The organism is Desulfuromusa ferrireducens (assembly GCF_055389805.1).
The window spans coordinates 1615300-1638225 of sequence record NZ_AP042415.1; the positions used below are offsets into that span (position 1 = coordinate 1615300).

General features: G+C 55.3%; 22 protein-coding genes and 1 riboswitch. Of the genes, 20 read left to right on the forward strand and 2 right to left on the reverse strand.

Annotated elements, in window-relative coordinates; all coding sequences use genetic code 11:
- Positions 1-51 precede the first annotated feature (51 nt).
- From ACZ5PT_RS07320 to ACZ5PT_RS07335, 4 genes are all read left to right on the forward strand, one after another.
- Positions 52-1512, forward strand: a complete 1461-nt coding sequence (locus ACZ5PT_RS07320) for a sensor histidine kinase (protein WP_464266158.1) — start codon at positions 52-54, stop codon at positions 1510-1512.
- A gap of 190 nt (positions 1513-1702) precedes the next feature.
- Positions 1703-2812 carry a TRAP transporter substrate-binding protein gene (locus tag ACZ5PT_RS07325; protein WP_464266159.1) on the forward strand — a complete coding sequence of 370 codons (1110 nt, stop codon included), beginning with the start codon at positions 1703-1705 and terminating at the stop codon, positions 2810-2812.
- Between the two features lie 62 nt (positions 2813-2874).
- Positions 2875-3414 carry a TRAP transporter small permease subunit gene (locus ACZ5PT_RS07330; protein ID WP_464266160.1) on the forward strand — a complete coding sequence of 180 codons (540 nt, stop codon included), beginning with the start codon at positions 2875-2877 and terminating at the stop codon, positions 3412-3414.
- Positions 3415-3490: 76 nt separating this feature from the next.
- On the forward strand, positions 3491-4798 hold the full coding sequence (locus ACZ5PT_RS07335; protein ID WP_464266161.1) for a TRAP transporter large permease: 1308 nt from the start codon (positions 3491-3493) through the stop codon (positions 4796-4798).
- A 97-nt stretch (positions 4799-4895) separates the two neighbouring features.
- On the opposite strand, the gene ACZ5PT_RS07340 is transcribed toward ACZ5PT_RS07335, so the two are convergent.
- Positions 4896-5393, reverse strand: a complete 498-nt coding sequence (locus ACZ5PT_RS07340) for a ferritin-like domain-containing protein (RefSeq protein ID WP_464266162.1) — start codon at positions 5391-5393, stop codon at positions 4896-4898.
- Between the two features lie 41 nt (positions 5394-5434).
- Entirely contained in the window at positions 5435-5944 is a 510-nt protein-coding gene (locus ACZ5PT_RS07345; RefSeq protein WP_464266163.1) for a ferritin, read from the reverse strand.
- Between the two features lie 237 nt (positions 5945-6181).
- Between ACZ5PT_RS07345 and yihA the strand changes: the two genes are divergently transcribed.
- The 16 genes from yihA (at position 6182) to cobD (ending at position 22908) form a co-directional block, all read left to right on the forward strand.
- Positions 6182-6766: a ribosome biogenesis GTP-binding protein YihA/YsxC gene (gene yihA / locus ACZ5PT_RS07350; RefSeq protein WP_464266164.1), complete on the forward strand. Its 585-nt coding sequence runs from the start codon at positions 6182-6184 to the stop codon at positions 6764-6766.
- Between the two features lie 52 nt (positions 6767-6818).
- Positions 6819-7017: riboswitch (cobalamin riboswitch) on the forward strand.
- Positions 7018-7101: 84 nt separating this feature from the next.
- The gene (locus ACZ5PT_RS07355) at positions 7102-7623 is read left to right on the forward strand and encodes a cob(I)yrinic acid a,c-diamide adenosyltransferase (protein ID WP_464266165.1); all 522 of its coding nucleotides are present in this window, start codon (positions 7102-7104) and stop codon (positions 7621-7623) included.
- An 11-nt stretch (positions 7624-7634) separates the two neighbouring features.
- Entirely contained in the window at positions 7635-8156 is a 522-nt protein-coding gene (gene cobU, locus ACZ5PT_RS07360; RefSeq protein ID WP_464266166.1) for a bifunctional adenosylcobinamide kinase/adenosylcobinamide-phosphate guanylyltransferase, read from the forward strand.
- Positions 8157-8271: 115 nt separating this feature from the next.
- The gene (gene cobT / locus ACZ5PT_RS07365; RefSeq protein WP_464266167.1) at positions 8272-9333 is read left to right on the forward strand and encodes a nicotinate-nucleotide--dimethylbenzimidazole phosphoribosyltransferase; all 1062 of its coding nucleotides are present in this window, start codon (positions 8272-8274) and stop codon (positions 9331-9333) included.
- A complete protein-coding gene (cobS, locus tag ACZ5PT_RS07370) occupies positions 9330-10079 on the forward strand; it encodes an adenosylcobinamide-GDP ribazoletransferase (protein WP_464266168.1) in 750 nt (249 codons plus the stop codon). Before cobT ends, cobS begins: the two co-directional genes overlap by 4 nt.
- Positions 10080-10086: 7 nt before the next feature.
- The gene (gene cobC / locus ACZ5PT_RS07375) at positions 10087-10686 is read left to right on the forward strand and encodes an alpha-ribazole phosphatase (protein WP_464266169.1); all 600 of its coding nucleotides are present in this window, start codon (positions 10087-10089) and stop codon (positions 10684-10686) included.
- Between the two features lie 143 nt (positions 10687-10829).
- Positions 10830-12188, forward strand: coding sequence for a cobyrinate a,c-diamide synthase (locus ACZ5PT_RS07380; RefSeq protein ID WP_464266170.1), 1359 nt, complete (start codon positions 10830-10832; stop codon positions 12186-12188).
- An 85-nt stretch (positions 12189-12273) separates the two neighbouring features.
- Complete coding sequence (gene thiC / locus ACZ5PT_RS07385; RefSeq protein ID WP_464266171.1) at positions 12274-13581, forward strand: phosphomethylpyrimidine synthase ThiC; 1308 nt, start codon at positions 12274-12276, stop codon at positions 13579-13581.
- A 99-nt stretch (positions 13582-13680) separates the two neighbouring features.
- A complete protein-coding gene (locus ACZ5PT_RS07390) occupies positions 13681-14310 on the forward strand; it encodes a precorrin-8X methylmutase (RefSeq protein WP_464266172.1) in 630 nt (209 codons plus the stop codon).
- Positions 14303-15355: a cobalt-precorrin-5B (C(1))-methyltransferase CbiD gene (cbiD, locus tag ACZ5PT_RS07395; protein ID WP_464266173.1), complete on the forward strand. Its 1053-nt coding sequence runs from the start codon at positions 14303-14305 to the stop codon at positions 15353-15355. Before ACZ5PT_RS07390 ends, cbiD begins: the two co-directional genes overlap by 8 nt.
- Positions 15356-15395: 40 nt before the next feature.
- Entirely contained in the window at positions 15396-16607 is a 1212-nt protein-coding gene (gene cbiE / locus ACZ5PT_RS07400; RefSeq protein WP_464266174.1) for a precorrin-6y C5,15-methyltransferase (decarboxylating) subunit CbiE, read from the forward strand.
- Positions 16608-16641: 34 nt separating this feature from the next.
- Positions 16642-17433 (forward strand): precorrin-4 C(11)-methyltransferase, encoded by a 792-nt coding sequence (cobM, locus tag ACZ5PT_RS07405; RefSeq protein ID WP_464266175.1) that lies wholly within the window; start codon positions 16642-16644, stop codon positions 17431-17433.
- Positions 17434-17479: 46 nt separating this feature from the next.
- Positions 17480-18532 carry a cobalt-precorrin 5A hydrolase gene (locus ACZ5PT_RS07410; RefSeq protein WP_464266176.1) on the forward strand — a complete coding sequence of 351 codons (1053 nt, stop codon included), beginning with the start codon at positions 17480-17482 and terminating at the stop codon, positions 18530-18532.
- 85 nt (positions 18533-18617) lie between these two features.
- Positions 18618-20909, forward strand: coding sequence for a cobyric acid synthase (locus tag ACZ5PT_RS07415; protein WP_464266177.1), 2292 nt, complete (start codon positions 18618-18620; stop codon positions 20907-20909).
- Positions 20906-21844 carry an adenosylcobinamide-phosphate synthase CbiB gene (cbiB, locus tag ACZ5PT_RS07420; protein ID WP_464266178.1) on the forward strand — a complete coding sequence of 313 codons (939 nt, stop codon included), beginning with the start codon at positions 20906-20908 and terminating at the stop codon, positions 21842-21844. The genes ACZ5PT_RS07415 and cbiB overlap by 4 nt, the downstream gene beginning before the upstream one ends.
- Positions 21841-22908, forward strand: coding sequence for a threonine-phosphate decarboxylase CobD (cobD, locus tag ACZ5PT_RS07425; RefSeq protein WP_464266179.1), 1068 nt, complete (start codon positions 21841-21843; stop codon positions 22906-22908). The genes cbiB and cobD overlap by 4 nt, the downstream gene beginning before the upstream one ends.
- Positions 22909-22926: the final 18 nt, after the last annotated feature.

Here is a 22926-nt window from a genome sequence, read left to right on the forward strand (position 1 = left end):
TAGTCATTGCAGCCGTTTAGCAGTTATTCTGTTTTTCCGTGAGGGGTCAGAATGAAGGCAAATCTCCACCGCCTACTTGCCGAATACCCGCTCGAGACCCTGTTGCAAACCATTCCCACTGGGTTATTTCTGGTCGATGTCGACTTGCAGGTTGTCTATTGGAATGCCGAAGCGGAGAGGATAACCGGTTATCCGGCAGCCGAGGCCGTTGGCCAGCATTGTTCTTTTCTTGAGGGGGTCCCGTGTCAGCAAAAATGCGGCTTATTTTGTGACGAGATTAGGAAGCCGGTGATCGGAATCAGTTGTTCCGTTCAACACAAAAATGGTCAGCGGGTTGAATTGACGAAAAATGTCGATTTGCTAAGGGATGAGAACGGACAGGTCATTGGTGGGATAGAGGCCTTTGTCGATATCAGTCGACTGAAGAAACTGGAAAACAGTCTGCGTGGTGAAGTCGAGGATCGGACTCGCGAACTGGAGATTGAAAAGGCTGCGCTAAGGTCGGTGCTCGATGGCATGACCGATCCGGTTTATATTTGCGATGACAGGTTTGAAATCACCTTCACCAACCGGGCCCTGCGCGATATCTTCGGCGATATCACTGGCGAGACTTGCTATCAGGCAATTCATCAGCAAGTGCGTGTTTGTGAAGACTGCCCCATAGCGGAGGTCCTGGCGGGCAAGGTGATTTGCGGCGAGCGCGATTTGGCTGCGACCGGTCGGACCTATGAAATTATCCATTCTCCCTACCCCGTGGCAGAGAAGCCGACGCAAAAACTAGGGGTTTTTCGTGATATCACTGAACGCAAGGCCGCTGAATTGCGCCTTGAATTGGCCAATCGCGAACTGGATGCTTTTGTTTCCACCGTTTCCCATGATTTGCGTTCCCCACTAACTCCTTTGATTGGATTTACTGAGTTATTGCAAGACCGCTATGCCGATCAGTTGGATGACATCGGCCGAGAGTCGCTGGGGGAGATCATGTTTACGGCAACAAAAATGAAAACCCTGCTGGAGGATCTTTTGACTCTGGCGCGCGTCGGGCAGTTAAAAAATCCAACGAACAAAATCCATGTTAACACGGTTGCCGATGATGTCTTGCTCGAGTTGTCGAACAAGGTTGTCGAACGACAGGCAAAGGTGAGTATTGGTTCTTTGCCCAATATTCGTATCCCCGAATCGCTGCTGGCTGATCTGTTCCGCATTCTGCTCGATAATGCTCTCAAATATGCCGCAATACAGGACCCACGGATAGAGATTAGTGGAGAAGGATTGCCCGATCGGGTTCGTTACCGGGTTATCGATCATGGGCCAGGTGTTGCTGTGGACGAGCAGAATGAGATTTTTCAACCGTTTCGTCGGGGCCGCACCGGAGCCGGACTGCCTGGTTCTGGTGTCGGTCTGGCGACCGTAGCAAAAATCGCCCGGGTTTTTAACGGCTCCGTGTGGGTCGAGGAAACTCCAGCCGGTGGCGCAACCTTTGTGATTGAACTTCTCCCCCCGCTAGACTGATATTTGCTCCTTTCTTGGTTGCTTCTGCTGAATGTCCCTGAGGTCCTATCTCTTTTCCTGCGCTAAGTTGACTTTGCCTGTTTAGTACGGGATCATTTGATTCTACACCATCGTTTTGGGGGACGGTCCCCCCAGCTCTGACCATTGGTAAATGGTTGGCTGTCCACTCTTTAACTCTAGAGGAGGAAGTATGCGTGCGGCAATCAAGTTGATTCAGATGTTTCTCGTTGTTGTCTTGCTGTTTGGGCTGACCGCCTGTGGTGAACAGCAACAAGCGACTCAAGCGGAAGCACCCAAAGTTGAAAAAGAAAAAATTGTTTGGAAATTAGCCCAGACTTGGGGGACAGGGTTCCCGATTTTTGGTGATGCAGTTATCAAAATGGCCGATATGGTCAAAGCCATGTCGAACGGTGAAATGGAAATCCGGATCGACTCGTCTAATAAGCATAAGGCGGCTTTCGGTATCCTTGATATGGTTAAGGCTGGCCAGTATGAAATGGGTCATTCCGCTTCCTATTACTGGAAGGGGAAGGATATTAACACGCTTTTCTTTACCACCATGCCTTTCGGCATGATCGTCCCTGAGCAGTACGCTTGGTTTTATTATGGGGGTGGCATGGAGTTGATGCAGAAGGTTTATGACAAGCATGGGGTCTATTCCTTCCCCGGCGGAAATACCAGCAATCAGATGGGTGGCTGGTTCCAGAAAGAAATTAAAACTCTGGCCGATTTCAAGGGCTTAAAAATGCGTATTCCCGGCTTTGCCGGCGAAGTCCTTTCCAAGCTTGGGGTTGTTGTGACCAACATCGCTCCCGGTGAACTTTACACCGCGCTTGATCGCGGCACCATTGATGCTCTCGAATGGGTTGGCCCCTCGCTTGATCTGAATATGGGCTTCCAGAAGATTGCCCCTTATTACTACACCGGCTGGCATGAACCGGCCACCGAACTGCAATTTATGGTTAATCAGGCCAAATTCGATGGTTTGCCAAAGCATCTTCAGGCAATCCTGACGACCGCCATGCAGTATGCGGCCTATGACATGTATGCTCGTTCGTACCACGAAAGTGCTGTCAACTGGGCATCGATCGAGAAGGAATATCCTAATGTCAAAATCCGCACCTTCTCGCCAACCATCATCAGTGCGATGAAAAAAGCGAATACCGAACTCCTCAATGCCACTGCTGGGAAAAACCCGGAATTTAAGGAGATTTGGGACTCGCAGAAAGCCTATATGAAAAAGGCTCGCAAGTGGACCGCAATTTCAGATTTTGCCTATCTCAAAGATAATCTTGAGTAGCATGTAAAAGGGGCTCCCGGCACAGTGCGGGAGCCCACTTTCTTCGTCAAAGAGGAAAAGCAATGCTGTTAAAGCTGGAAAACGTCTTTGATCGGTTCTCGGATCTAATGGGCTGGATTGCCGGTTTGCTTAATCTCGTCATGTTGGGCAATGTTTTCTATGATTCCATCATGCGCTATTTCTTCAATTCCGGCTCTATCGCCATGCAGGAAATGGAATGGCACTTGTTCTCGGTCGTTTTTCTGTTTGGTATGGCGTTCGCTCTCAAGGAGGACGGTCATGTCAGGGTTGACATCCTCTATGATGGTTTTTCTCCCCGCTGGAAGGCGATCGTCAATATCGGCGGGGTTCTGCTGTTTTTACTGCCGCTGAGTGTGCTGATCATCAAGGGATCTTTCTGGTATGTGCAGGAAGCCTATATGTCGCAAGAAATCAGCGGGGATCCGGGTGGCCTGGGGATGCGTTGGTTGATTAAAGCGATGATCCCAGCTTCATTTATTTTTCTGATTATTTCCTCGTTCGGTTTCATTCTGCATAACATCAATATCTTTAGGGGTCTAGAAGATCCTCCAGAGCATCATATTGAAGACAATGTGCTGTAATCGCCGCGGTTTTTGACTTAGCGATGCCCAAATGGATAGCAATGGAAGCAACTCATTTAGATAGGATAAGGTTGGCATGATCGGTCTCATAATGTTCGGCGTTGCCCTCATTTTGTTGCTCGTCGGTTTTCCCGTTGCCTTTACTTTCGGCGGAGTGGCCGTATTCTTCGGCGTGCTGGCCGAAGCCGGGCCGCAGATGTTTGCCATGATGCCGCACCGGATCTGGTCGATCATGAACAATACTATTCTGATGGCCATCCCCCTGTTTATTTTTATGGGAATTGTCCTGCAGAAGTCGAATCTTGCAGAACGCCTGCTTGAATCGATGGGATTTTTGTTTGGCGAGATCCGCGGCGGGATTGCTATCTCGACGGTGTTGGTTGGGGCGTTACTGGCTGCTTCGACCGGAGTTGTCGGTGCCAGCGTCGTTGCCATGGGGGTGATCTCCCTGCCGGTCATGCTCAAGTATAATTATGATAAAAAACTCGCCACTGGAGCCATTTGCGCGGCGGGAACTCTCGGGCAGATCATCCCGCCATCGATTGTTTTGATCATCCTCGGCGATGTCTTTCAGGAACCGGTCGGTGATCTCTTCAAAGCGGCCCTCTGGCCGGGTTTATCTCTGGTCGCTTTCTACGTTATCTACATCGTCATTATTACTATAGTCAATAAAGATTTGGCGCCACCGGTGCGTCTGGAAGAAATGACAGGAACTAAGGGGCAGCAGGTCTTTCATGCACTTAAAGCCATTATTCCACCACTGGTGTTGATCATTTTGGTGCTCGGTTCAATTCTTGCCGGGGTCGCTACGCCGACCGAGTCTTCGTCGGTTGGTGGTGTCGGTGCCATTGTCCTCGCTCTGCTCTATCGGCAGTTTTCTTTTAAAATGCTGTGGAACAGTTCTGTGGAAACCGTCAAAATCAGTGCCATGGTTTTTGCTATCCTGATCGGGGCAACTGCTTTCTCCATGGTTTTCACCTATACCGGTGGCGATTATCTGGTGGAAGAATTTATGCTGGGGCTGCCCGGAGAAAAATGGGGCTTCCTGATTCTGTCGATGCTGATCATCATGGTCCTCGGATTCTTTATCGATTTTGTTGAAATCTCCTACATTATCGTGCCGATTCTGGCACCGATTGCCGCCAATCTGGGGATTAATCCGGTTTGGTACGCCATTCTGGTGGCGATGAATCTGCAGACCTCGTTTTTAACCCCCCCTTTCGGCTTTAGCCTGTTTTATCTGAAAGGGGTCGCGCCGCCGGAAGTAAAGACCACGGACATTTATACCGGGGTGATCCCCTTTATTGCGCTCCAAGTTGTGGTGCTGGTCATTCTAGTGGTTTTCCCCGAGGTGTTCGGCATCAGTCCCCTGGCGAAGTATTGACCCCTGACGATAGAAAATGTTCAGCGCTGGTAGAGACAAAGAAAGGCCCCGCAATATCGCGGAGCCTTTCTTTGTCTTTTTAATTTTTACCTAGATCCTATTCGCGAACGAAAGTATCAATATCGGTCTCGTGAACCATGCCCATCAGGCGAGCATACTCAGATTCGATCAGCACATAGTGGTTATGGGTCGACTTGGCGTTCTCTTCGAAGATGGCGCGAACCTCGGCATCTGCAATTTTGGCGGCCATTTCCCGCAAACTCTCTTCCAGGCGCTGCTCTTTTTCCATCGCCAGTTCCATTGCCTTACGATCGGAGAAGTTAGACAGCAGGGCTTTGTCGAGATCCGACAACCACTCGCTATCCCGGTCGGGATCGGTGGCGATGAATTCTTCGAAAGAGGCCAGGTCGTCGCCGTCATATTTGTCGAAGAAGTGTTTGGCGTGCTCACGCTCTTCACGGGCCAGCAGCTCAAACGTTTTGATCGCGTCAGCATTTTTCATTTGCTTGGCAGCGATCTGATAAAAGTTCATGGCGTTTTTTTCGGTTTGTACCGAACGGACTAAAGCATTTTTGACATCGATATCACTCAGCATTTGGGTCTCTCCTCCAGTTTAGGGAATAATAAGTGCAGCTGTTATGCGGCGGCAATCGGGACGAAAGTCCGTTGCGCCAACTCCTGGTCGATCATCAACAGGCCACGGCCATCACCTGCGACCATCTTCAGTTTTTTGATGATCAGCCCGGCATTGGCTTCTTCCTCAACCTGTTCGGTGACAAACCACTGCAGACAAATCTGCGCGGCGTGGCTTTTCTCCTGTTGTGCCAGTTCCAGCAGATCGCTGATTCTTGAGGTTACGATCTGCTCGTGCGCGAGTGCTGTTTCAAAAACATTGAGGGGCGAGCTGTATTCATTGCACGGCTCGTCCATCGCCAGCATCTTTGCCCGGCCACCGGCCTCACAAACAAAGGTGAACATTTTTTCCGCGTGCGACAGCTCCTCCTGGTACTGGACGTCCATCCAGTTGGCCATGCCGGGCAGGTCTTCGGCTTCAAAATAGGCCTGCATCGCTTTGTAGATCAGGGCGGAATGGATTTCAAACTGGATCTGCTCGTTAAAGGCAGTTACAAGCTTATCGCTCATCATTGGTGGGACCTCCATTTTCAAGTTCAGATAAATACAACAGTTAATAGATGACCATTATACTCACATATTCCTAAAGCGCAAAGTTTTTCTGTGGAAAAGGAAAAAAGACAGTCTAAACCTTAGCGCAGATCTGCAATTTGTAAATTTAATCCGGCAGGAATTAATCGTTCGTTGCCAAGAGTGCGCAGGTCGATTATTCTTCACGGGCATGTTTCTCTTTATAGACGGAAATTATCGATGAAAATTTCATCCACAGAATTTATTAAAAGTGCCACCAAACCAGGAAATTATCCGCCCCCCGAGTTCGCCGAGATTGCCTTTGCCGGGCGCAGTAATGTCGGTAAGAGTTCGTTGATCAATGTGTTGGTCAATCGGAATAGCTTGGTGCGGACCTCCTCAACTCCGGGACGTACCCAGTTGCTTAACTTTTTCAATATCAACGGCAGCTTCACTTTGGTCGACCTGCCCGGTTATGGTTTTGCCAAGGTTCCGCTGGCGGTGAAAAAGGCTTGGGGACCGATGATTCGAACCTATCTGGCTTCGCGTGATTCGCTTAAGGCGGTGATTTTTATTCTTGATATCCGTCGCATTCCCCGTGAAGAGGATATCCAGATGCTCGATTGGTTGGAAGAGTTCGGGGTGCCGACCATCCCGGTGATTACCAAGATTGATAAAATCAATCGTAGTCAGCGGGAAAAACATATCAAGCAGATCGTTGCTGAAACCGGTCTGCCGCGTGATGCGTTCAGTCTTTTTTCTGCGCAAACCCGTGATGGAAAAGATGATATCTGGGAGCGCATTGAAGAGGCCTTGGAAGCCTAAATTGGCGTAAGATTGCTTTTTTTTTCGACCTCTGTTACAAACGCAGGACAATTTTTTAGTAAACTATCTAGGTGCCTGTCAGGCGTTATTAGTGCCGATGGGAGAATAGGGAAGAGGGTGCAAATCCCTCGCTGCCCCGCAACTGTAAGTGGTGATGACCGTCAGCAATCCACTGGTTCTTTTGAGCCGGGAAGGGCTGGCCAGTAAGTCGATCCACAAGCCAGGAGACCTGCCCGGATATTGACCGTAGCCCTTTCGCGGGAGAGGCGCCGGAGTCGTGTTATTCAGACCCCGGACCCGTATGGTTCCGGGGTTTTTTTATTTTGGAGCATTCGATGGAGCAGGCGATTATTCAGGTTTATACCGGGCCGGGCAAGGGCAAGACCACCGCCGCCACCGGTCTGATTATCCGCGCCCTCGGTCAAGGCTTTAAGGTGTTGCTGGTGCGCTTTCTCAAACCGGTCGATCCGCCCAGCAGTGAGTTACTGATTCTGCAACAATTGCCGGGACTAGAGATCGTCAGTGCCGGACTCGGTGGCATTGACGCCCGGCGAAGGCCGGATGAATTGAGTCGCAATGTCAGCGAAACCTTTGTTGCCGTGCGCCCCAAAGTTCTCTCCGGTGACTACGATCTGGTGGTGCTCGACGAGTTTAACGGCGTGTTGCACAAAGGCTATCTGTCGTTGGAAATGGGTTTGGAACTGCTGCGCCAGCGACCGGCGGGAACCGAACTGGTGTTGACTGGTCGCAATGCACCACAAGAGGTATTAGCTCTGGCCGATCTGGTTTCCCAGATTGAGGCTTACCGACATCCTTTTAGCGAGGGCCTTTCGGCCCGTCCGGGGATCGAATACTAACGGAGGCAGCGATGGCAGGGATGATTTATGTTACCGGTGGCACGCGCTCCGGAAAAAGCAGCTATGCCCAGCAACTGGTGGAAAATCATACCGGGAAGTTGCTCTACATTGCCCCGGCTCAGGTTGAAGATGACGAGATGGCGGTTCGGATCGAGCTGCATCAACAGGTGCGTGGCGAGCGCTGGCAACTGCTGGAGGAACCGCTTTGGTTGGCTGATAAATTGCCCGATGCCGCGAGCGGCAAAGGGGCGTTATTGCTCGATTGCGTAACCCTGTGGATCACCAATCTGTTCTTTCATTTTGAAGAGCAGCAGGGACCGGTGCTGGCAGAAGTGGATCGTCTGATCGAAATGGCCTGGCAACTGGATGAACCCCTCTACCTGGTTTCCAACGAACTCGGCAGCGGCATTGTCCCGGAAAACCGTATGGCGCGCAAGTTTCGCGACCTGGCCGGAATCGTTAATCAACGACTCGCCGCTGCTGCCGATGAAGCCTGGCTGGTGGTGTCCGGTTTGCCGGTAAAATTGAAGTAGTTTAATTACTGTAGGGGCGAGCCATGGCTCGCCCGTGGTTGCGGATGACCGATTGTCGGGCGACCTATAGGTCGCCCCTACGGGTTGTTTCAGCATAAATAGTCTGGAGAAAAAGATGGCCAAATTCAATCTGCAAGCCGTTCTTGATCGCATCCAACCGGTTTCTGAGCAGAAATTGAGCGAGCTTCAGGCGCGCATCGACCGGCAGGCCAAACCGATCGGCTCCCTCGGGCGACTGGAGGAATTTGCGCGTCGCTATGTCGCTATCACCGGTCGGGAAGAAGTGCGCGGAAAAAGAATTTATACCTTCGCCGGCGATCACGGCGTGGTTGCCGAAGGGGTCAGTGCCTTCCCGCAGGCAGTGACGCCGCAGATGGTTTTCAATTTTGTCGACGGCGGCGCTTCAATCAATGCCCTGGCCCGACATGCAGGTGCCGAAGTGCTGGTGGTTGATATGGGCGTGGCGACCGATTTCGAAGATCTTAGTGGATTGGTCAAACGCAAGATTGCCAAGGGCACCGCCAACTTCACTGCCGGCCCGGCGATGAGCCGCGAGCAGGCACTGCAGGCTTTGGCGACCGGCGTTGAAATGGCGCAGCAGGCAAAAGCGGACGATATCGATCTGGTCGGCACCGGCGACATGGGGATCGGCAATACGACCCCGTCGGCGGCGATTGCCGCTTGCATCTGCGGCTTGCCGATCGATCAGGTCACCCACCGTGGCACCGGGATCGATGATGACGGTCTGGCGCGGAAAGTTGCTGCGATCAAAAAAGGGCTGGAAGTCAATCAACCGCAGGCCACTGACCCGGTCGACGTCTTGGCCAAGGTCGGTGGTTTTGAAATCGGCGGGATTGCCGGGTTGGTCCTCGGCTGCGCGGCCGAAGGAATACCGGTGGTGGTCGACGGTTTTATTTCTACTGCTGGAGCCTTGCTCGCCTCCGAACTGCATCCACAGGTGCGCGATTATATTTTCGCCGCCCATCAATCGGTGGAGATCGGCCATCACCACATGCTGGTCCGGATCGGTCAACAGCCGATGCTCGATCTCGGCCTGCGGCTTGGCGAAGGAACCGGCGCCGCTCTGAGCATGACCCTGATCGAAGCAGGTCTGCAGGTGCTGCGCGAAGTTCTGACCTTTGACGAAGCCGGTGTCACCGCAGGGGAGGACCAGTGAGGCAACACTGGGATGATTTTCGCACCGCGTGCGCTTTTCTGACCGTCTTTCCGCTGGCCAATAACCTGCCGATGGATAACCCGCGGCTCGGCCGCAGCATGGGTCTGTTCCCGGCGGTCGGTCTTGTGCTGGGGCTGCTGCTGGTGCTCTGCAACGGGTTGCTGACGCCGCTGCTGCCTCGTGCGGTCGTTGATTGTCTGCTGCTACTTTTGTTGGTTTTCGCCACTGGAGCCCTGCATCTGGACGGGGTTGCCGATATGGTTGACGGCTTGGCCGGCAGTCGCGATCGGCAACGCAGTCTGCAAATCATGAAGGACAGCCGGGTCGGTGCCATGGGCGTGGTCGCGCTGGTGATGGTGCTGCTGCTCAAGTATCTGTGTCTCTATCATGTGCCACTGGCGCAGAAGAGTGCCGCGCTGATTCTGATGCCGACCGCCGGGCGCTGGTGTCAGGTATTTCTGGCCAACTGTTCCAGTTATATCCGTTCCGAAGGAGGCACCGGCTCGGTCTTCGTCGATCATGTCAGCGGTAAAGAACTGCTGCGCGCCAGTTTGACAATGCTCTTGGCCAGCCTGGTCCTGTTTGCTTTCAAGGGGCTGTTTCTGGCGGCCCTGCTGCTGCTCTTTGCAGCGCTGCTGATGCATTATTTTGAACGCCGTCTCGGCGGGGTGACCGGGGATGTACTCGGTGCCGCGACTGAGCTTGTTGAAGTCTTCTGCTTGCTGCTGATACTGGCACTCTATTGAGGTCGATATGAAAGCTACCCGCATCCATCTGTTACGCCACGGTCAGGTCGAAGGTTTTAAGCTGAAACGCTACAACGGCCAAGGGGACATCCCGTTGACCGATCTCGGTCGTCAGCAGTCGGCCGCCTTTGCTGGACGTTTTCAGCACCGAAAGCTGGCCGCCATCTACTCCAGTGACCTACTGCGTTGCCGTACCGCCGCCGACCAGATCGCCCTGTTGCAGGAACCCCGGCCGGTTTACAAACAAGAGCTGCGCGAATTGCATATCGGCGATTGGGAAGGGCAGACCTGGGGGCAGTTGCAAAAGGAATATCCCGAACTCTGGCAGGCTCGGCTCGACGATATTGTTAATGTTGCTCCACCCGCCGGAGAAACGTTGCTGCAGATGGCGCAGCGGGTCCGGCCGGTGATCAAGGGAATTATCGCCGACCATGCTGGCGGCGAGATCGTCATCATCGGTCACGGTGGCGTCAACCGGGTTATTTTGCTCGACGCCATTGGCGCTCCTCTCGAGCGACTGTTTCATATCGAACAGGATTACGGTTGCCACAACATTATTGATTACTTTACCGACGGTATCGCCGTGGTCAACAAACTCAACGGCTGATGGCGTCGCAAAAAGTCCGCCCCACGGTGTTGCCGATTTTGCTCGAGACCTTGACATACTGATGTATGCCTTCGCCCTCGCGCAAAATCGACGCCTTGTTGGACGAAATTTTTGCTTAGCCATTATTGTATTCGAGAACATGCATGATTGAAGATAAGATCCCCGGACTGCTGATCGCCGCACCAAGCAGCGGCAGTGGCAAGACCAGTCTGACCCTCGGTCTGATGGCGGCTTTAAAGCGACAGGGACTAGTCGTTGCGCCGTTCAAGATCGGTCCCGATTATATCGATCCCGGTCATCACGCGGCTATCTGCGGCCGGGCCTCACATAACCTCGACAGCTGGTTCTGCAGCAAACTGCAGGTGCGTGACACTTTCGGCACTGGTGGCGTTGGAGCTGATCTGGCAATAGTCGAAGGGGTTATGGGGCTGTTCGATGGCGTCAGCGGCGATTGCGAAGATGGCAGCAGCGCACAGATTGCCAAGTGGCTCGGGCTGCCGGTGATTCTGTTGGTTGATGCGCGTTCGCAGGCGCGCAGTTTTGCGGCCCTGGTCAAAGGGTTTTGCGATTTTGATCCGCAGCTGCAGATCGCCGGTGTTATTGCCAACCGGATCGGCAGTGCCCGCCATGCGCAGCTACTGCAGGAAGCGATGGCTTCAACTCCCGGTTTGCCGCCCTTGCTCGGTTGCCTGCCGCGGCAGGAGGATATCGCCCTGCCGGAGCGGCATCTGGGGCTGGTGACCGCCGAAGACTTATCGGGCAATCATGGCGAAAAATTGGCCGATTGGGTCGAGCAGCATCTCGACCTGAAGCAGTTACAACGGTTGGCCAGCAGTTCCGTTCGCGTAGCGACTGAAGAACCGAAGCCAGCGGCAGAAAAAAAACTGCGCATCGGCGTTGCCCGCGATCGGGCCTTCTGTTTTTACTATCCGGAGAATCTCGCCTTGCTGGAACAGGCTGGAGCGCAACTGGTTGTCTTTTCGCCGTTGACTGATCCCTGTCTTCCGGAAGGACTTGATGGCATCTATCTTGGCGGTGGTTATCCGGAACTGCACGCTGAGCAGTTGTCAGGAAACATCGAATTGCGGCAGCAGATTCGGCAGCAGGCAGAAAACGGTTTGCCGATTTACGCCGAGTGTGGCGGGTTTATGTATCTCTGTCGGGCGATCGATGAAAAACCGATGTGCGATGTTTTTCCCGCAAACGCGAAGATGCTGGCTAAACGGCGGGCGCTCGGCTATCGACAACTCGATTTGATTGCTGCTACGCCGCTGGGCCCAGTCGGCACTCAGGTGCGCGGTCACGAGTTCCACTATTCTGAAGTTGAGATGCCGGACTCGATCGAGCCGTGTTATGCGCTGAGCCGTCGCGGTGGCGAGCAACTCGGTCGTGAAGGATATCGAATCAATAATGTTTTAGGCTCTTACGTGCACCTGCATTTTGGCAGCAACCCGCAGGTGGCGGAGAATTTTGTCAATTTTTGTTTACAGCAAAAAAAATGAAGATATTAGTAGGGGCGACCTATAGGTCGCCTCGGGCGAGACATGTCTCGCCCCTACACGTTAATAAATGCAGGAGGAAGTTGCAGTGAAAACCCAGATCGAATTAGCCCGCGAGGGCGTTGTTAGTGAGCAGATGACGGCAGTTGCCGCACGAGAAAATCTCTGCGCAGAATATGTCCGCGAGCAGGTCGCCCTCGGCACCATCGTTATTCCTTGGAACCACAACCGCAAGCCGAAAGCGGTCGGCATCGGTAAAGGGCTGGCGACCAAGGTCAATGCTTCGATCGGGACCAGTAGCGATATCGTCGATTATGCTGCCGAAATTCGCAAAGCCAAGGCGGCTGAGGCGGCCGGCGCGGATACCCTGATGGAGCTGTCCGTCGGTGGTGACCTTAATCGGGTGCGCCAAGAAGTGATCGCCGCCGTCGATCTGCCGGTCGGCAACGTGCCGCTTTATCAAGCCTTCTGCGAGGCGGCGCGCAAGTATGGCGATCCGAACAAGCTCGACGAAGAAATGCTTTTTGACATCATCGAGCAGCAGTGCGCCGACGGCATGGCCTTTATGGCGGTGCATTGCGGCATCAACCTCTACACCATCGAGCGACTGCGCAAGCAGGGCTACCGTTACGGCGGTCTGGTTAGCAAGGGTGGCGTGTCGATGGTCGCCTGGATGATGGCCAACGGCAAAGAGAACCCGCTGTACGAAAAATTCGATCGGGTGGTTTCCATCCTGAAAAAATACGATACCGTGCTCTCGCTCGGTAACGGCCTGCGCGCCGGTGCCATCCACGACTCCCATGATCGGGCGATGGTTCAGGAGTTGCTGATTAACTGCGAGCTGGCTGAGCTCGGTCAGGAGATGGGTTGCCAGATGCTGGTCGAAGGACCGGGGCATATGCCGCTCGATGAAATTGAGACCAATATCAAGCTACAAAAACGGATGAGCAATGATGCGCCCTACTATATGCTCGGTCCGATTTCCACCGATGTTACCCCCGGTTACGATCATATCTCCGCCGCGATCGGTTCTGCCCAGTCGAGCCGTTTCGGTGCCGACCTGATCTGTTACATCACCCCGGCCGAACATTTGGCGTTGCCGAATGAGCAGGACGTTGTCGATGGCGTTAAGGCGTCCAAGGTTGCGGCCTACATCGGTGATATGAATAAATATCCAGAAAAAGGCCGCCAGCGGGACAAGCAGATGAGCAAGGCGCGGCGCGATCTGGACTGGCAGAAGCAGTTTGACCTGGCGCTGTTTCCGGAAGATGCCAAAGCGATCCGCGCCAGTCGGGTCCCCGAAGATGAAAAGACCTGTACTATGTGTGGCGATTTCTGTGCCTCGCGGGGCGCAGGAGAGCTGTTCAAAAAAGATCTGTGCGGCGATAAAATCTGATGTAGGGGCGACCCGCTGGGTCGCCCGCCATTTTTGTGGAATCCCGTGAAATCAATTACGGGCGACCTGTAGGTCGCCCCTACGTGAAAAGGTCGACTGATGTCTGAAGGGCCAACCGTTTTAAAACCGGAAGAGATCGAAAGCGAGAGTTTCCGCATCATCGACAGTGAAATCGGTCCGCACCAGTTTGATGACCAGCAGTGGCCGGTCGTGCGGCGGGTGATTCATACCAGCGCCGATTTCGAAATGGCGGAGCAGATGCACTTTTCCTGGAATGTGGTCGACAGTGCGGTGATGGCCTTGCGTTATGGGGCAAAGATTCTCTGTGACACCAACATGGTGCTCTCCGGGGTCAACAAAAGTCGCCTCGGCAAGCTGGGTAGCAGTGTTGTTTGCCATGTTGCCGATCCGCAGGTGGCACTCGATGCCAAGGCCGAAGGGTTGACCCGTTCGACCTTCGCCCTGCGCAAAGGGGTGGCGGAAGGGTGCAGTATCTTTCTGATCGGCAATGCCCCGACTGCCCTGTTCGAACTGTTGCGCCTGGTCGAGGCGGGTGCAGTGCAGCCCGATCTGATCGTTGGTGTGCCGGTCGGCTTTGTCGGTGCTGCTGAATCGAAAGCGGCGCTGTTGGCTACCGATCTGCCTTACATTGCTATCGAAGGTCGCAAAGGGGGGTCGGCTATTGCCGCCGCAATCCTTAACGCGCTGATGATTCAGGCTGATGGCTAAAGATCCGCTGCGCAGTGGTTATACTACCGGCGCTTGTGCTGCCGCTGCGGCCAAAGGCGCGGCGCTGCTGTTGCGTGATGCGGTTGCCGAAACGGTCGAAATCACTTTGCCAACGGGTGTTACTGCTGAATTTAAGCTGCATGGGCAGGCGGTTAGCGCTGGTGTGGCTTGCTGCTTTGTTATCAAGGATGCCGGTGACGATCCAGATGTTACCCACGGCATCGAGATGCATGCTGAGATGCAGCGCACGGACGTTCCTGGTTTGCGGATTGTTGCCGGAACCGGTATCGGTCGGGTGACCAAGCCGGGTTTGGCGGTGGCCGTCGATCAGCCAGCCATCAACCCGGTTCCACGGCAGATGATTAATCAGGCGGTGGGCGAGGTTTTTCCAGAATCTGCTGGTTTGCAGCTGACCTTGTCGATTCCCGATGGCGTAAAGCGGGCAGAGAAGACCCTCAATGCCCGGCTCGGGATCCTCGGCGGTTTGTCGTTGCTTGGGACTACTGGCGTGGTTCGACCTATCTCGCACAAGGCCTGGACCGACACCTTGGAAGTGGCAATCGATGTCGCCCTGGCCGCCGGAGTCGAAACGGTGGTGTTGTCGACCGGGCGCACCAGTGAACTGGCGGCGCAGCAGTATTTTACGCTGCCAGAAGAAGCCTTCGTTATGATGGGCGACTATATCGGCTATACTCTGGAAGCCTGTCACCGCAAGGGGGTGTCGCAGGTTGCCATTTCCGGTCAGTTCGCCAAGCTGTTGAAAATTTCCTGCGGCCATCCGCAGACCCATGTGCGCCATTCGCAGCTCGATCTTAAGCAGTTGCTGCGCTGGGGCAAAGAGATCGATCTTGACGCTGCTGCTTGTCAACAGCTAGAGTCGATCAATACCGCTCGGCAGGTGTTGGAAACTTACGGTGCTGATTCCCTTTTGGTTGAGCGGGTTGGTCGTGAGGCAATGACTATTTGTCAACCACAGGTGCCGGGCAGTGACTTGTCGATGCTGTTGGTTGATTATCATGGGCAGGTGGCGAAAGTTTTCCGTTGAAATATCCTAAATTGTCCATCCCCCAAGGGAGGCGAAAAGAATGAAATCGATTCATGTCATCGGTGCTGGAATTGCCGGTCAGGAAGGCTTTACTCCGCAGGCGCTGGAGCTGATCTGTCAAGCTGATTTGTTGCTCGGAGCCGGGCGACTGCTGGAGCTGTTCCCGGAATTTCCCGGTGAAAAATTGACCATCGGTAAAAACCTGGCCGAAGTGGTGACCCGTCTGCAGGGGTGCGATTGCCGTGCCGTAGTGCTGGCCTCGGGTGACCCGCTGTTTTTTGGTATTGGCCGCTATCTGCTGCGCAACCTACCGGAAGAATTGATCGAATTTTTGCCCAATGTCACTTCGGTGCAGTACGCCTTTGCCAAGATCCGCGAGCCCTGGGACGATGCGGTGTTTGTTTCCGCCCACGGTCGGGAGTTGAAGGATGCCGTCGACCGGATTGTCGCCAACGATAAAGCGGCCGTGTTAACTGATGATACCAACACTCCTGGTGCCATTGCGCGTGAGCTGCTTAGCCGACGGCGTGGTGGCTACAAGGCCTACCTTTGCGAGAACCTGGGGACCGATGAAGAGCGGATTCGGATCACCGATGTCAAGGGCTTGCTTGAGTTCGACGCGGCACCACTCAACGTGCTGTTGTTGATCAAGGAATACGAGGACGATGCCCATCAGTATGTGCCGACCCTCGGGATTCCCGATGATGAGTTTGTTTCGGTCAAAAAGCTGATTACCAAAGAAGAGGTGCGGGTGGTGACCCTGGCCAAGCTTAAGCTGCGTCACGATATGTGTCTCTGGGATGTCGGTGCCGGTTCCGGTTCAATCTGCGTTGAAGCCGATCACCTGTTGCCGAACGGCCGGATTTTTGCTATCGAGCGCAATGAAGAGTGTCGTCAGTTCATCAAGGAAAACCTGCGCAAGTTCAACACCCGTAACGTTTCCTTGATCGAAGGGGTCGCTCCCGATTGTCTGGAAGAGTTGCCCGATCCTGACCGGGTCTTTATCGGTGGCAGCGGCGGCCGGCTTTGGGATATCCTCGATACCGTCGATCATCGTCTGGCGACCGGTGGGCGGATTGTCCTGAATGCCGTGACTCTCGATACCCTGACCGCCGCCAACGAGTATTTCGGCAATGCCGGTTATCAGGTCGAAGTGGTGACGGTCAACATCTCCCGTACCCGACCACTCTCAAACTACAAAATGTTCGAGGCCTATAACCCTGTTTATATTATCACTGCGGTCAAAGAATAATGGCGTACCCATCAGAGTGAAGAAGGTTTAGGTCATGGTTGGAAATATTCTTAAAGTGGGGCAGGTACTGTTTGTCGGCGCCGGTCCTGGCGATCCAGAACTGATTACCGTCAAAGGGCTCAAGGCGTTGCAGCAGGCCGAAGTGGTGGTTTATGCCGGTTCGCTGGTCAATCCGGCACTGCTGGCCGAGTGCCCGGGCGGCTGTGAAATTCATGACAGCGCGCCGCTCAACCTCGACCAAGTGCTGGAGATATTGATCGCTGGTTGTCGGGCAGATAAGAAGGTTGTCCGTCTGCACACCGGAGATCCGTGCCTTTACGGGGCGATCCAGGAGCAGATGGAAGCCCTTGATGCCGTCGGCATCGACTATGCGGTGATCCCCGGAGTGACAGCCACCTTCGCCGCTGCCGCCAGCCTCAAGCAGGAGTTGACCCTGCCCGGCGTTTCCCAGACCTTGACTCTGACCCGTTTGGCCGGCCGCACCCCGGTGCCGGATAAGGAACAACTGCAGCGGCTGGCACAAAACGGTGGCACCCTGTGTCTTTATCTGTCCGTCGGCATGATGGACAAGCTGGTCGCCGAACTGCTGGCTGGTGGAACCTTCACTGAACAGACGCCGGTGGCCGTGGTTTATCGTGCCAGTTGGCCGGATGAGCGGACTGTTGAGGGCACGTTGGCAGATATTGCCGAAAAGGTTGCCCAGGCCGGTATTACCCGACAGGCGCTGATTTTGGTCGGTGAAGTTCTCAATGCCCGCAGCAAGGGGGTGCCGGAGAAGTCGAAGCTCTACGATCCCGGTTTCGAGCACGGCTATCGGAAAGTTTAAGCACCGTACTGTAGGGGCGACCCATGGGTCGCCCGCGTAAGGACCTATGAAACTCGCCATCGTCGCTATCACCTCTGGAGGGGCACAGCTTGCGCGCCAGCTTGGTGCCGAATTGCCGGAGGCACGGGTTTATCTGCCGGAGAAATTTCGTGGTGGCGACGATTGTGAATATTTTGATCAGCCGTTAGCGATCTGGTTGCCGCAGCTGTTCAGCGAGGTTGAACAGCTGATCTGCATCATGGCGACCGGTATTGTGGTGCGGATTCTCGGTCGTGAGCTGCAGGGCAAGGACCAGGACCCAGCCGTGGTGGTGATGGATGAAGCGGGGCAGTTTGCCATCAGCCTGCTCTCCGGGCATCTCGGTGGTGCCAACGATCTGGCCCGCCGACTGGCAACCGTCAGTGGCGCAACGGCGGTGATTACTACGGCAACCGATGTCAACAACCTGCCGGCCTGGGATCAGGCCGCACGTGATGCCGGACTGGTGGTTGATCCGGTCGCGCACCTGAAGACCCTCAATCGACTGTTGCTCGAAGGGGGCAAAATTGGCCTGGTTGACCAGCGCCGGCGGATCTCTGGAACCTTTGCCGGCGTGGTGGGGGTGACTCGCTACGAGAACTTCGCCGCTGCCACCCGTTCGACTGCCGATGGTCTGGTTTTCGTCACCCATCGGTTTTTGCCGCATTTGCAGAATCAGCCGGAAATGCTGGCCCTGCGGCCGCGTGATCTGGTGGTCGGGATCGGCTGCAATCGTGGCACCAGTGCCGAGGAAATCGAAACAGCGGTGCGCAACAAGCTCAAGCAGTCGTTTCTCGCCTTTGCCAGTATCGCCTGCATTGCCAGTATCGACGCTAAACAGGATGAAGTTGGACTGCTGGAATTCGCCGAAAAATTCCGTTTGCCGTTGCAGTTCCATACCGCCGAACAGTTGAATCAAGTCGATATGCCCAGTCCGGTTTCATTGCATGCGCAAAAAGCGGTCGGTGCCAAGGGCGTCTGTGAACCGGCGGCGCTGCTCTCCTCCGGAATGGGGGAGATGCTGATCCGCAAGCAGAAGGTCGGCAACCTGACCCTGGCGGTGGCGGAAATTCAAGATTAGGTATTTGTAGGGGCGACCCGGTGGGTCGCCCGATCACCACGGGCGACCCACCGGGTCGCCCCTACAGTTTGTCTGGATATACGAAATGACAGGAAAACTCTGGGTCGTCGGGCTGGGTCCCGGCGACGTTTTACATTTGACTCCGGCAGCACGGGCGGCTATCGAACAGGCCGACTGCATTGCTGGCTATAAAACCTATCTTGAGCTGATTCCCGAACTGATCGAAGGTAAAGAGCTGCTGTCCAGCGGTATGCGTCAGGAAGTGGAACGCTGTCAGTTGGCCTTGGACCGGGCCGAGGCCGGAGCCAAGGTGGCGCTGGTCTGTTCTGGAGATGCCGGGGTATACGGCATGGCCGGGCTGATTCTGGAGCTGCTCGACGGACGGGAGTTGGACGTCGAAATGGTACCGGGGATTTCCGCCGTGCAGGCCGCCGCTTCACGGCTTGGCGCACCGCTGATGCACGATTTTTCCGTGATATCGCTTTCCGATCTGTTGACTCCCTGGCCGTTGATCCGGCAACGCCTCAATGCCGCCGGTAGTGCCGATTTTGTCGTCGCCCTTTACAACCCGAAAAGTCGTGGTCGCACCAGCCAAATCGGTGCGGCGCAACAGATCCTGCTGCGTCACCGCGGGCCGCAAACGCCAGTCGGCATCGTCCGAAACGCCTGCCGGGCCGGGGAAGAGGTGACTGTGACGACGTTGGCAGAAATGCTTGCCTGTGAGATCGACATGTTTTCGCTGGTGGTGATCGGCAACAGTTCGACCTATCTCGATACTGCTGGCCGGCTGGTGACGCCGCGCGGTTACGCCGGCAAGTACTTTTGCCGCGATGAACAGACTCTCGAAACAAAAGAAAAGCCGAAAGCGTTGTTCGTCGGCGGCACCGGCAGTGATGTCGGTAAGAGCGTCATCAACGCCGGGCTCTGTCGTATCTTTGTCCGTCGTGGTTGGGTCGTTGCGCCCTTCAAGGCACAGAACATGGCGCTCAATTCGGCGGTTACCCCGGATGGTGGCGAGATCGGCCGCGCCCAGGCGCTGCAGGCGGCGGCTTGTGGGCTGGAACCGCATATCGACATGAATCCGGTGCTGCTCAAACCGAACAGCGATACCGGTTCGCAGGTGATCATTCAGGGTCGCCCGGTCGGTAACATGAGTGTCCGCGAGTACCATCAGTACAAGCCCGCAGCGCTGCAGAAGGTCGAGGAATCCTATCGCCGCTTGGCGCAGCAGGTCGACCTGGTGGTCATGGAAGGGGCTGGCAGTATTGCCGAGATCAACCTGATGTCTCACGATATCACCAATTTAAAAGCGGCGGCGTTGGCCGAGGCGCCGGTGATTCTGGTCGCCGATATCGACCGGGGTGGGGTGTTTGCCGCCATTGTCGGTACGATCGAACTGCTCTCGCCGAAAGAGCGGACGCAAGTCAAAGGGATCATCATCAATAAGTTCCGAGGTGATGCTTCGCTGCTGCAATCGGGCATCGAAGCGATTGAAGATCGGACCGGCCTGCCGGTGCTCGGGGTGGTACCGATGACCGAGCTGCACCTGCCGGAAGAGGATTCGGTGGCGCTGTCGCGCAAACAGCCGGTCGCCAAAAGTGGTCTGCAGATCGGCGTGGTGCGGCTGCCACGGATTTCCAACTATACCGATTTCGATCCGCTCGAGCGGGAAATCGATGTCGCTCTGAATTACATCGATAAGCCGGAACAGCTTGACGGTCTGGATCTGCTGATCCTGCCCGGCACCAAGAGTACGCTGGCCGATCTGGAATTTCTGCAGGACAGTGGGCTGTCGGCGGCGATCCGCGCTTATCATGCTGCCGGTGGGCGGGTGATCGGTATCTGTGGCGGTTTTCAGCTGCTCGGCACCACCATCAGTGATCCCGAGAGAGTGGAATCGGAGCGCGCCGCAGCGCAAGGCTTGGGCCTGCTCGATGTCGACACGATTCTCAAACCGGGCAAGCAGACCCATCAGGTGACGGCGCGTTTCCAGCAAGCCGCTTACGCTGCTGGTTTCGGTGGCATGGCCGATGTTAGCGGCTACGAGATTCATGCCGGAGAATCGACCTGCGGTATCATGAGTCGTCCGCTGCTGCAATTGCTCAGCCGTTCCGGAGAGCCGGTTACTGTCAATGACGGTGCGGTTTCTGCCGATGGCCGGGTCTGGGGGACCTATCTGCATGGGTTTTTCGATGATGACCAGGTGCGTTATGCGGTGCTGGCCCCCTTGCGGGCCGGACGTAGCACCGCTCCGACGGTTTCCTCCAGTCAGCAATCTCTCGATGCCGAGCTCAACAAGCTGGCCGATCATCTCGAAACCCATCTCGATATTGAAACGATTGTCTCCTGGCTGCAAGCCCCGGAGTCTAAACAATGAGCGTCGGCCTGCTTTGCGCCATCTTGCTGCTCGATCTGCTGCTCGGTGACCCGCACGGCTGGCCTCATCCGATTGTCTGGATCGGGCGGTTGATCGGCAAGCTCGAGGATGTTTTGCGTAAAGCGATCCCGCAGCAACGTTTGGCCGGGGTCGTGCTGGTGATTCTGGTTCTAGCGGCGACGGTTTTTGCGGCGACGCTGTTGCTGAAAGTGGCCGGGACTGTTGTCGGACTGCTGGCCTGGCTGGCGGCGCTCTGGCTCGGTTGGAGCTGTCTGGCGCTGCGTTCACTGCATGTCGAAAGTGCCAGCGTGATCAAACAACTGGAGCGCGGCGATCTGCCAGCGGCGCGCCAGGCGTTGGCGATGATTGTCGGTCGCGAAACCACCAATCTGAATGAAGAAGAGATTCTCAAGGCAACCCTGGAAACCGTGGCGGAGAACGCTTCGGACGGGGTGATTGCGCCGCTGTTCTATCTGGTAATCGGTGGCCCGGTGCTGGCGCTGGCGTTCAAGGCGGTCAGTACCCTCGATTCGATGGTCGGCTATAAAAACGATAAATACCGTGAGTTCGGTTGGGCCGGCGCGCGGCTCGATGATCTGCTCAACTATATTCCGGCACGGTTGACCGGTTTTCTCTTTATCGCTGCCGCCTTCCCGCTGCAATTAAATGGCCGGGGAGCGCTTAAGGTGATGTTGCGCGATGCTGCCAAACATGCCAGCCCCAACGCCGGTTGGCCGGAAGCGGCGGCCGCCGGGGCGTTGAATCTGCAATTTGGAGGCGCCGCGGTTTATTTCGGTCAGCGTGTCGACAAGCCGACTTTTGGTGATGCTGAGCAGCGGCCGACGGTCAAACACTATCGTCAGCTGATCAAGCTCCTTTATCTCAGTTCTTTTCTGATGGTGCTGTTGAGTTTGCTGCTTTTGGGGGTGTTATGAGTAAGCCGATTCATGGTGGTGGTGTTGATCAGGCGATGGCGGAACTCACTCTGCCGCGCACTGCGATTAACGATTTTTCCGCCAGCATCAATCCCCTCGGCACACCGTCGCTGGTTCGTCAGGCGCTGCTCGCCGCCATCGAACGGATCGGTGACTATCCGGAGATCGAAGCCGCTTCGTTGCGGAGTGAGCTGGCCCGCTTTCATCGTCTGGCGGAAAAACATCTGCTGCCCGGTAGTGGCTCAACCGAATTGATTTACCTGTTACCGCGGGTGTTGCGTCCGCGTCGGGCGTTGCTGGTGCAGCCCTGTTTCAGCGAGTATGCACCCGCGTTGCAGCAGGCTGGTTGCCGGATCGATAGCGTAAATTTGTCTGCCGATGAGAATTTTACTTTTTCCGTGGAGCGGGTGCTGGCGGCGCTGCAGAGCGACACCGATCTGGTACTCTTGGCCAACCCCGGCAATCCGACCGGGGTCGGTATCGAGCCGCAGCTGTTGTTGCAATTGGCCGAGCAGCTTGGGCCGTGCCGCTTGCTGGTTGACGAGGCCTTTGTCGATTTTTGCCCACACCGCTCGCTGTTACCGAGGGTGGCGGAGGTTAATAACCTGTTGGTGTTGCGTTCGCTGACCAAGTTTTATGCTATTCCCGGCTTGCGGGTCGGCTACGTGGCTGGCTCAGCAGCGGATATTAAGCGCTTGCAGGCAGTCAAGGAACCCTGGACGATGTCGAATCTGGCGATTGCCGCTGGTAAGGCCTGCCTGGTGGCCGAGGATTATCAGCGGCAGACTTTGCAGCAGACCCCGCAATTGCGAGATGAGTTGCAAAAAGGGCTTGAAGCTTTGGGGCTTAAAGTCTTCAGTAGTGATGCGAACTACCTGCTTTGCTGTTTGCCGGATAGCTCACTCAGTGCTGCGGAGTTAGCCAGCCGTCTGCACGAACAGGGTTTGCTGATCCGCAACTGCGCTGATTTTGCTCCCCTCGACCAGCGCTTCTTTCGCGTTGCGGTTCTTTCCCACGCTGCCAATCAGACCTTGCTGGAACAGTTGCGTGTGCTGCTCGATTGAGCTTTGTGTAGTGCCTGT

Excerpts from the sequence above, each read along its gene's own strand:
- cobD (WP_464266179.1), top strand. The coding sequence starts at position 21,841 with ATGAGTAAGCCGATTCATGGTGGTGGTGTTGATCAGGCGATGGCGGAA.
- ACZ5PT_RS07380 (WP_464266170.1), top strand. The coding sequence starts at position 10,830 with ATGATTGAAGATAAGATCCCCGGACTGCTGATCGCCGCACCAAGCAGC.
- yihA (WP_464266164.1), top strand. The coding sequence starts at position 6,182 with ATGAAAATTTCATCCACAGAATTTATTAAAAGTGCCACCAAACCAGGA.
- cobU (WP_464266166.1), top strand. The coding sequence starts at position 7,635 with ATGGCAGGGATGATTTATGTTACCGGTGGCACGCGCTCCGGAAAAAGC.
- ACZ5PT_RS07390 (WP_464266172.1), top strand. The coding sequence starts at position 13,681 with ATGTCTGAAGGGCCAACCGTTTTAAAACCGGAAGAGATCGAAAGCGAG.
- cobC (WP_464266169.1), top strand. The coding sequence starts at position 10,087 with ATGAAAGCTACCCGCATCCATCTGTTACGCCACGGTCAGGTCGAAGGT.
- ACZ5PT_RS07345 (WP_464266163.1), bottom strand. The coding sequence starts at position 5,944 with ATGATGAGCGATAAGCTTGTAACTGCCTTTAACGAGCAGATCCAGTTT.
- ACZ5PT_RS07355 (WP_464266165.1), top strand. The coding sequence starts at position 7,102 with ATGGAGCAGGCGATTATTCAGGTTTATACCGGGCCGGGCAAGGGCAAG.
- ACZ5PT_RS07320 (WP_464266158.1), top strand. The coding sequence starts at position 52 with ATGAAGGCAAATCTCCACCGCCTACTTGCCGAATACCCGCTCGAGACC.
- ACZ5PT_RS07340 (WP_464266162.1), bottom strand. The coding sequence starts at position 5,393 with ATGCTGAGTGATATCGATGTCAAAAATGCTTTAGTCCGTTCGGTACAA.
- ACZ5PT_RS07335 (WP_464266161.1), top strand. The coding sequence starts at position 3,491 with ATGATCGGTCTCATAATGTTCGGCGTTGCCCTCATTTTGTTGCTCGTC.
- cobT (WP_464266167.1), top strand. The coding sequence starts at position 8,272 with ATGGCCAAATTCAATCTGCAAGCCGTTCTTGATCGCATCCAACCGGTT.
- ACZ5PT_RS07415 (WP_464266177.1), top strand. The coding sequence starts at position 18,618 with ATGACAGGAAAACTCTGGGTCGTCGGGCTGGGTCCCGGCGACGTTTTA.
- cbiB (WP_464266178.1), top strand. The coding sequence starts at position 20,906 with ATGAGCGTCGGCCTGCTTTGCGCCATCTTGCTGCTCGATCTGCTGCTC.
- cbiE (WP_464266174.1), top strand. The coding sequence starts at position 15,396 with ATGAAATCGATTCATGTCATCGGTGCTGGAATTGCCGGTCAGGAAGGC.
- ACZ5PT_RS07330 (WP_464266160.1), top strand. The coding sequence starts at position 2,875 with ATGCTGTTAAAGCTGGAAAACGTCTTTGATCGGTTCTCGGATCTAATG.
- cbiD (WP_464266173.1), top strand. The coding sequence starts at position 14,303 with ATGGCTAAAGATCCGCTGCGCAGTGGTTATACTACCGGCGCTTGTGCT.
- ACZ5PT_RS07410 (WP_464266176.1), top strand. The coding sequence starts at position 17,480 with ATGAAACTCGCCATCGTCGCTATCACCTCTGGAGGGGCACAGCTTGCG.
- cobM (WP_464266175.1), top strand. The coding sequence starts at position 16,642 with ATGGTTGGAAATATTCTTAAAGTGGGGCAGGTACTGTTTGTCGGCGCC.
- ACZ5PT_RS07325 (WP_464266159.1), top strand. The coding sequence starts at position 1,703 with ATGCGTGCGGCAATCAAGTTGATTCAGATGTTTCTCGTTGTTGTCTTG.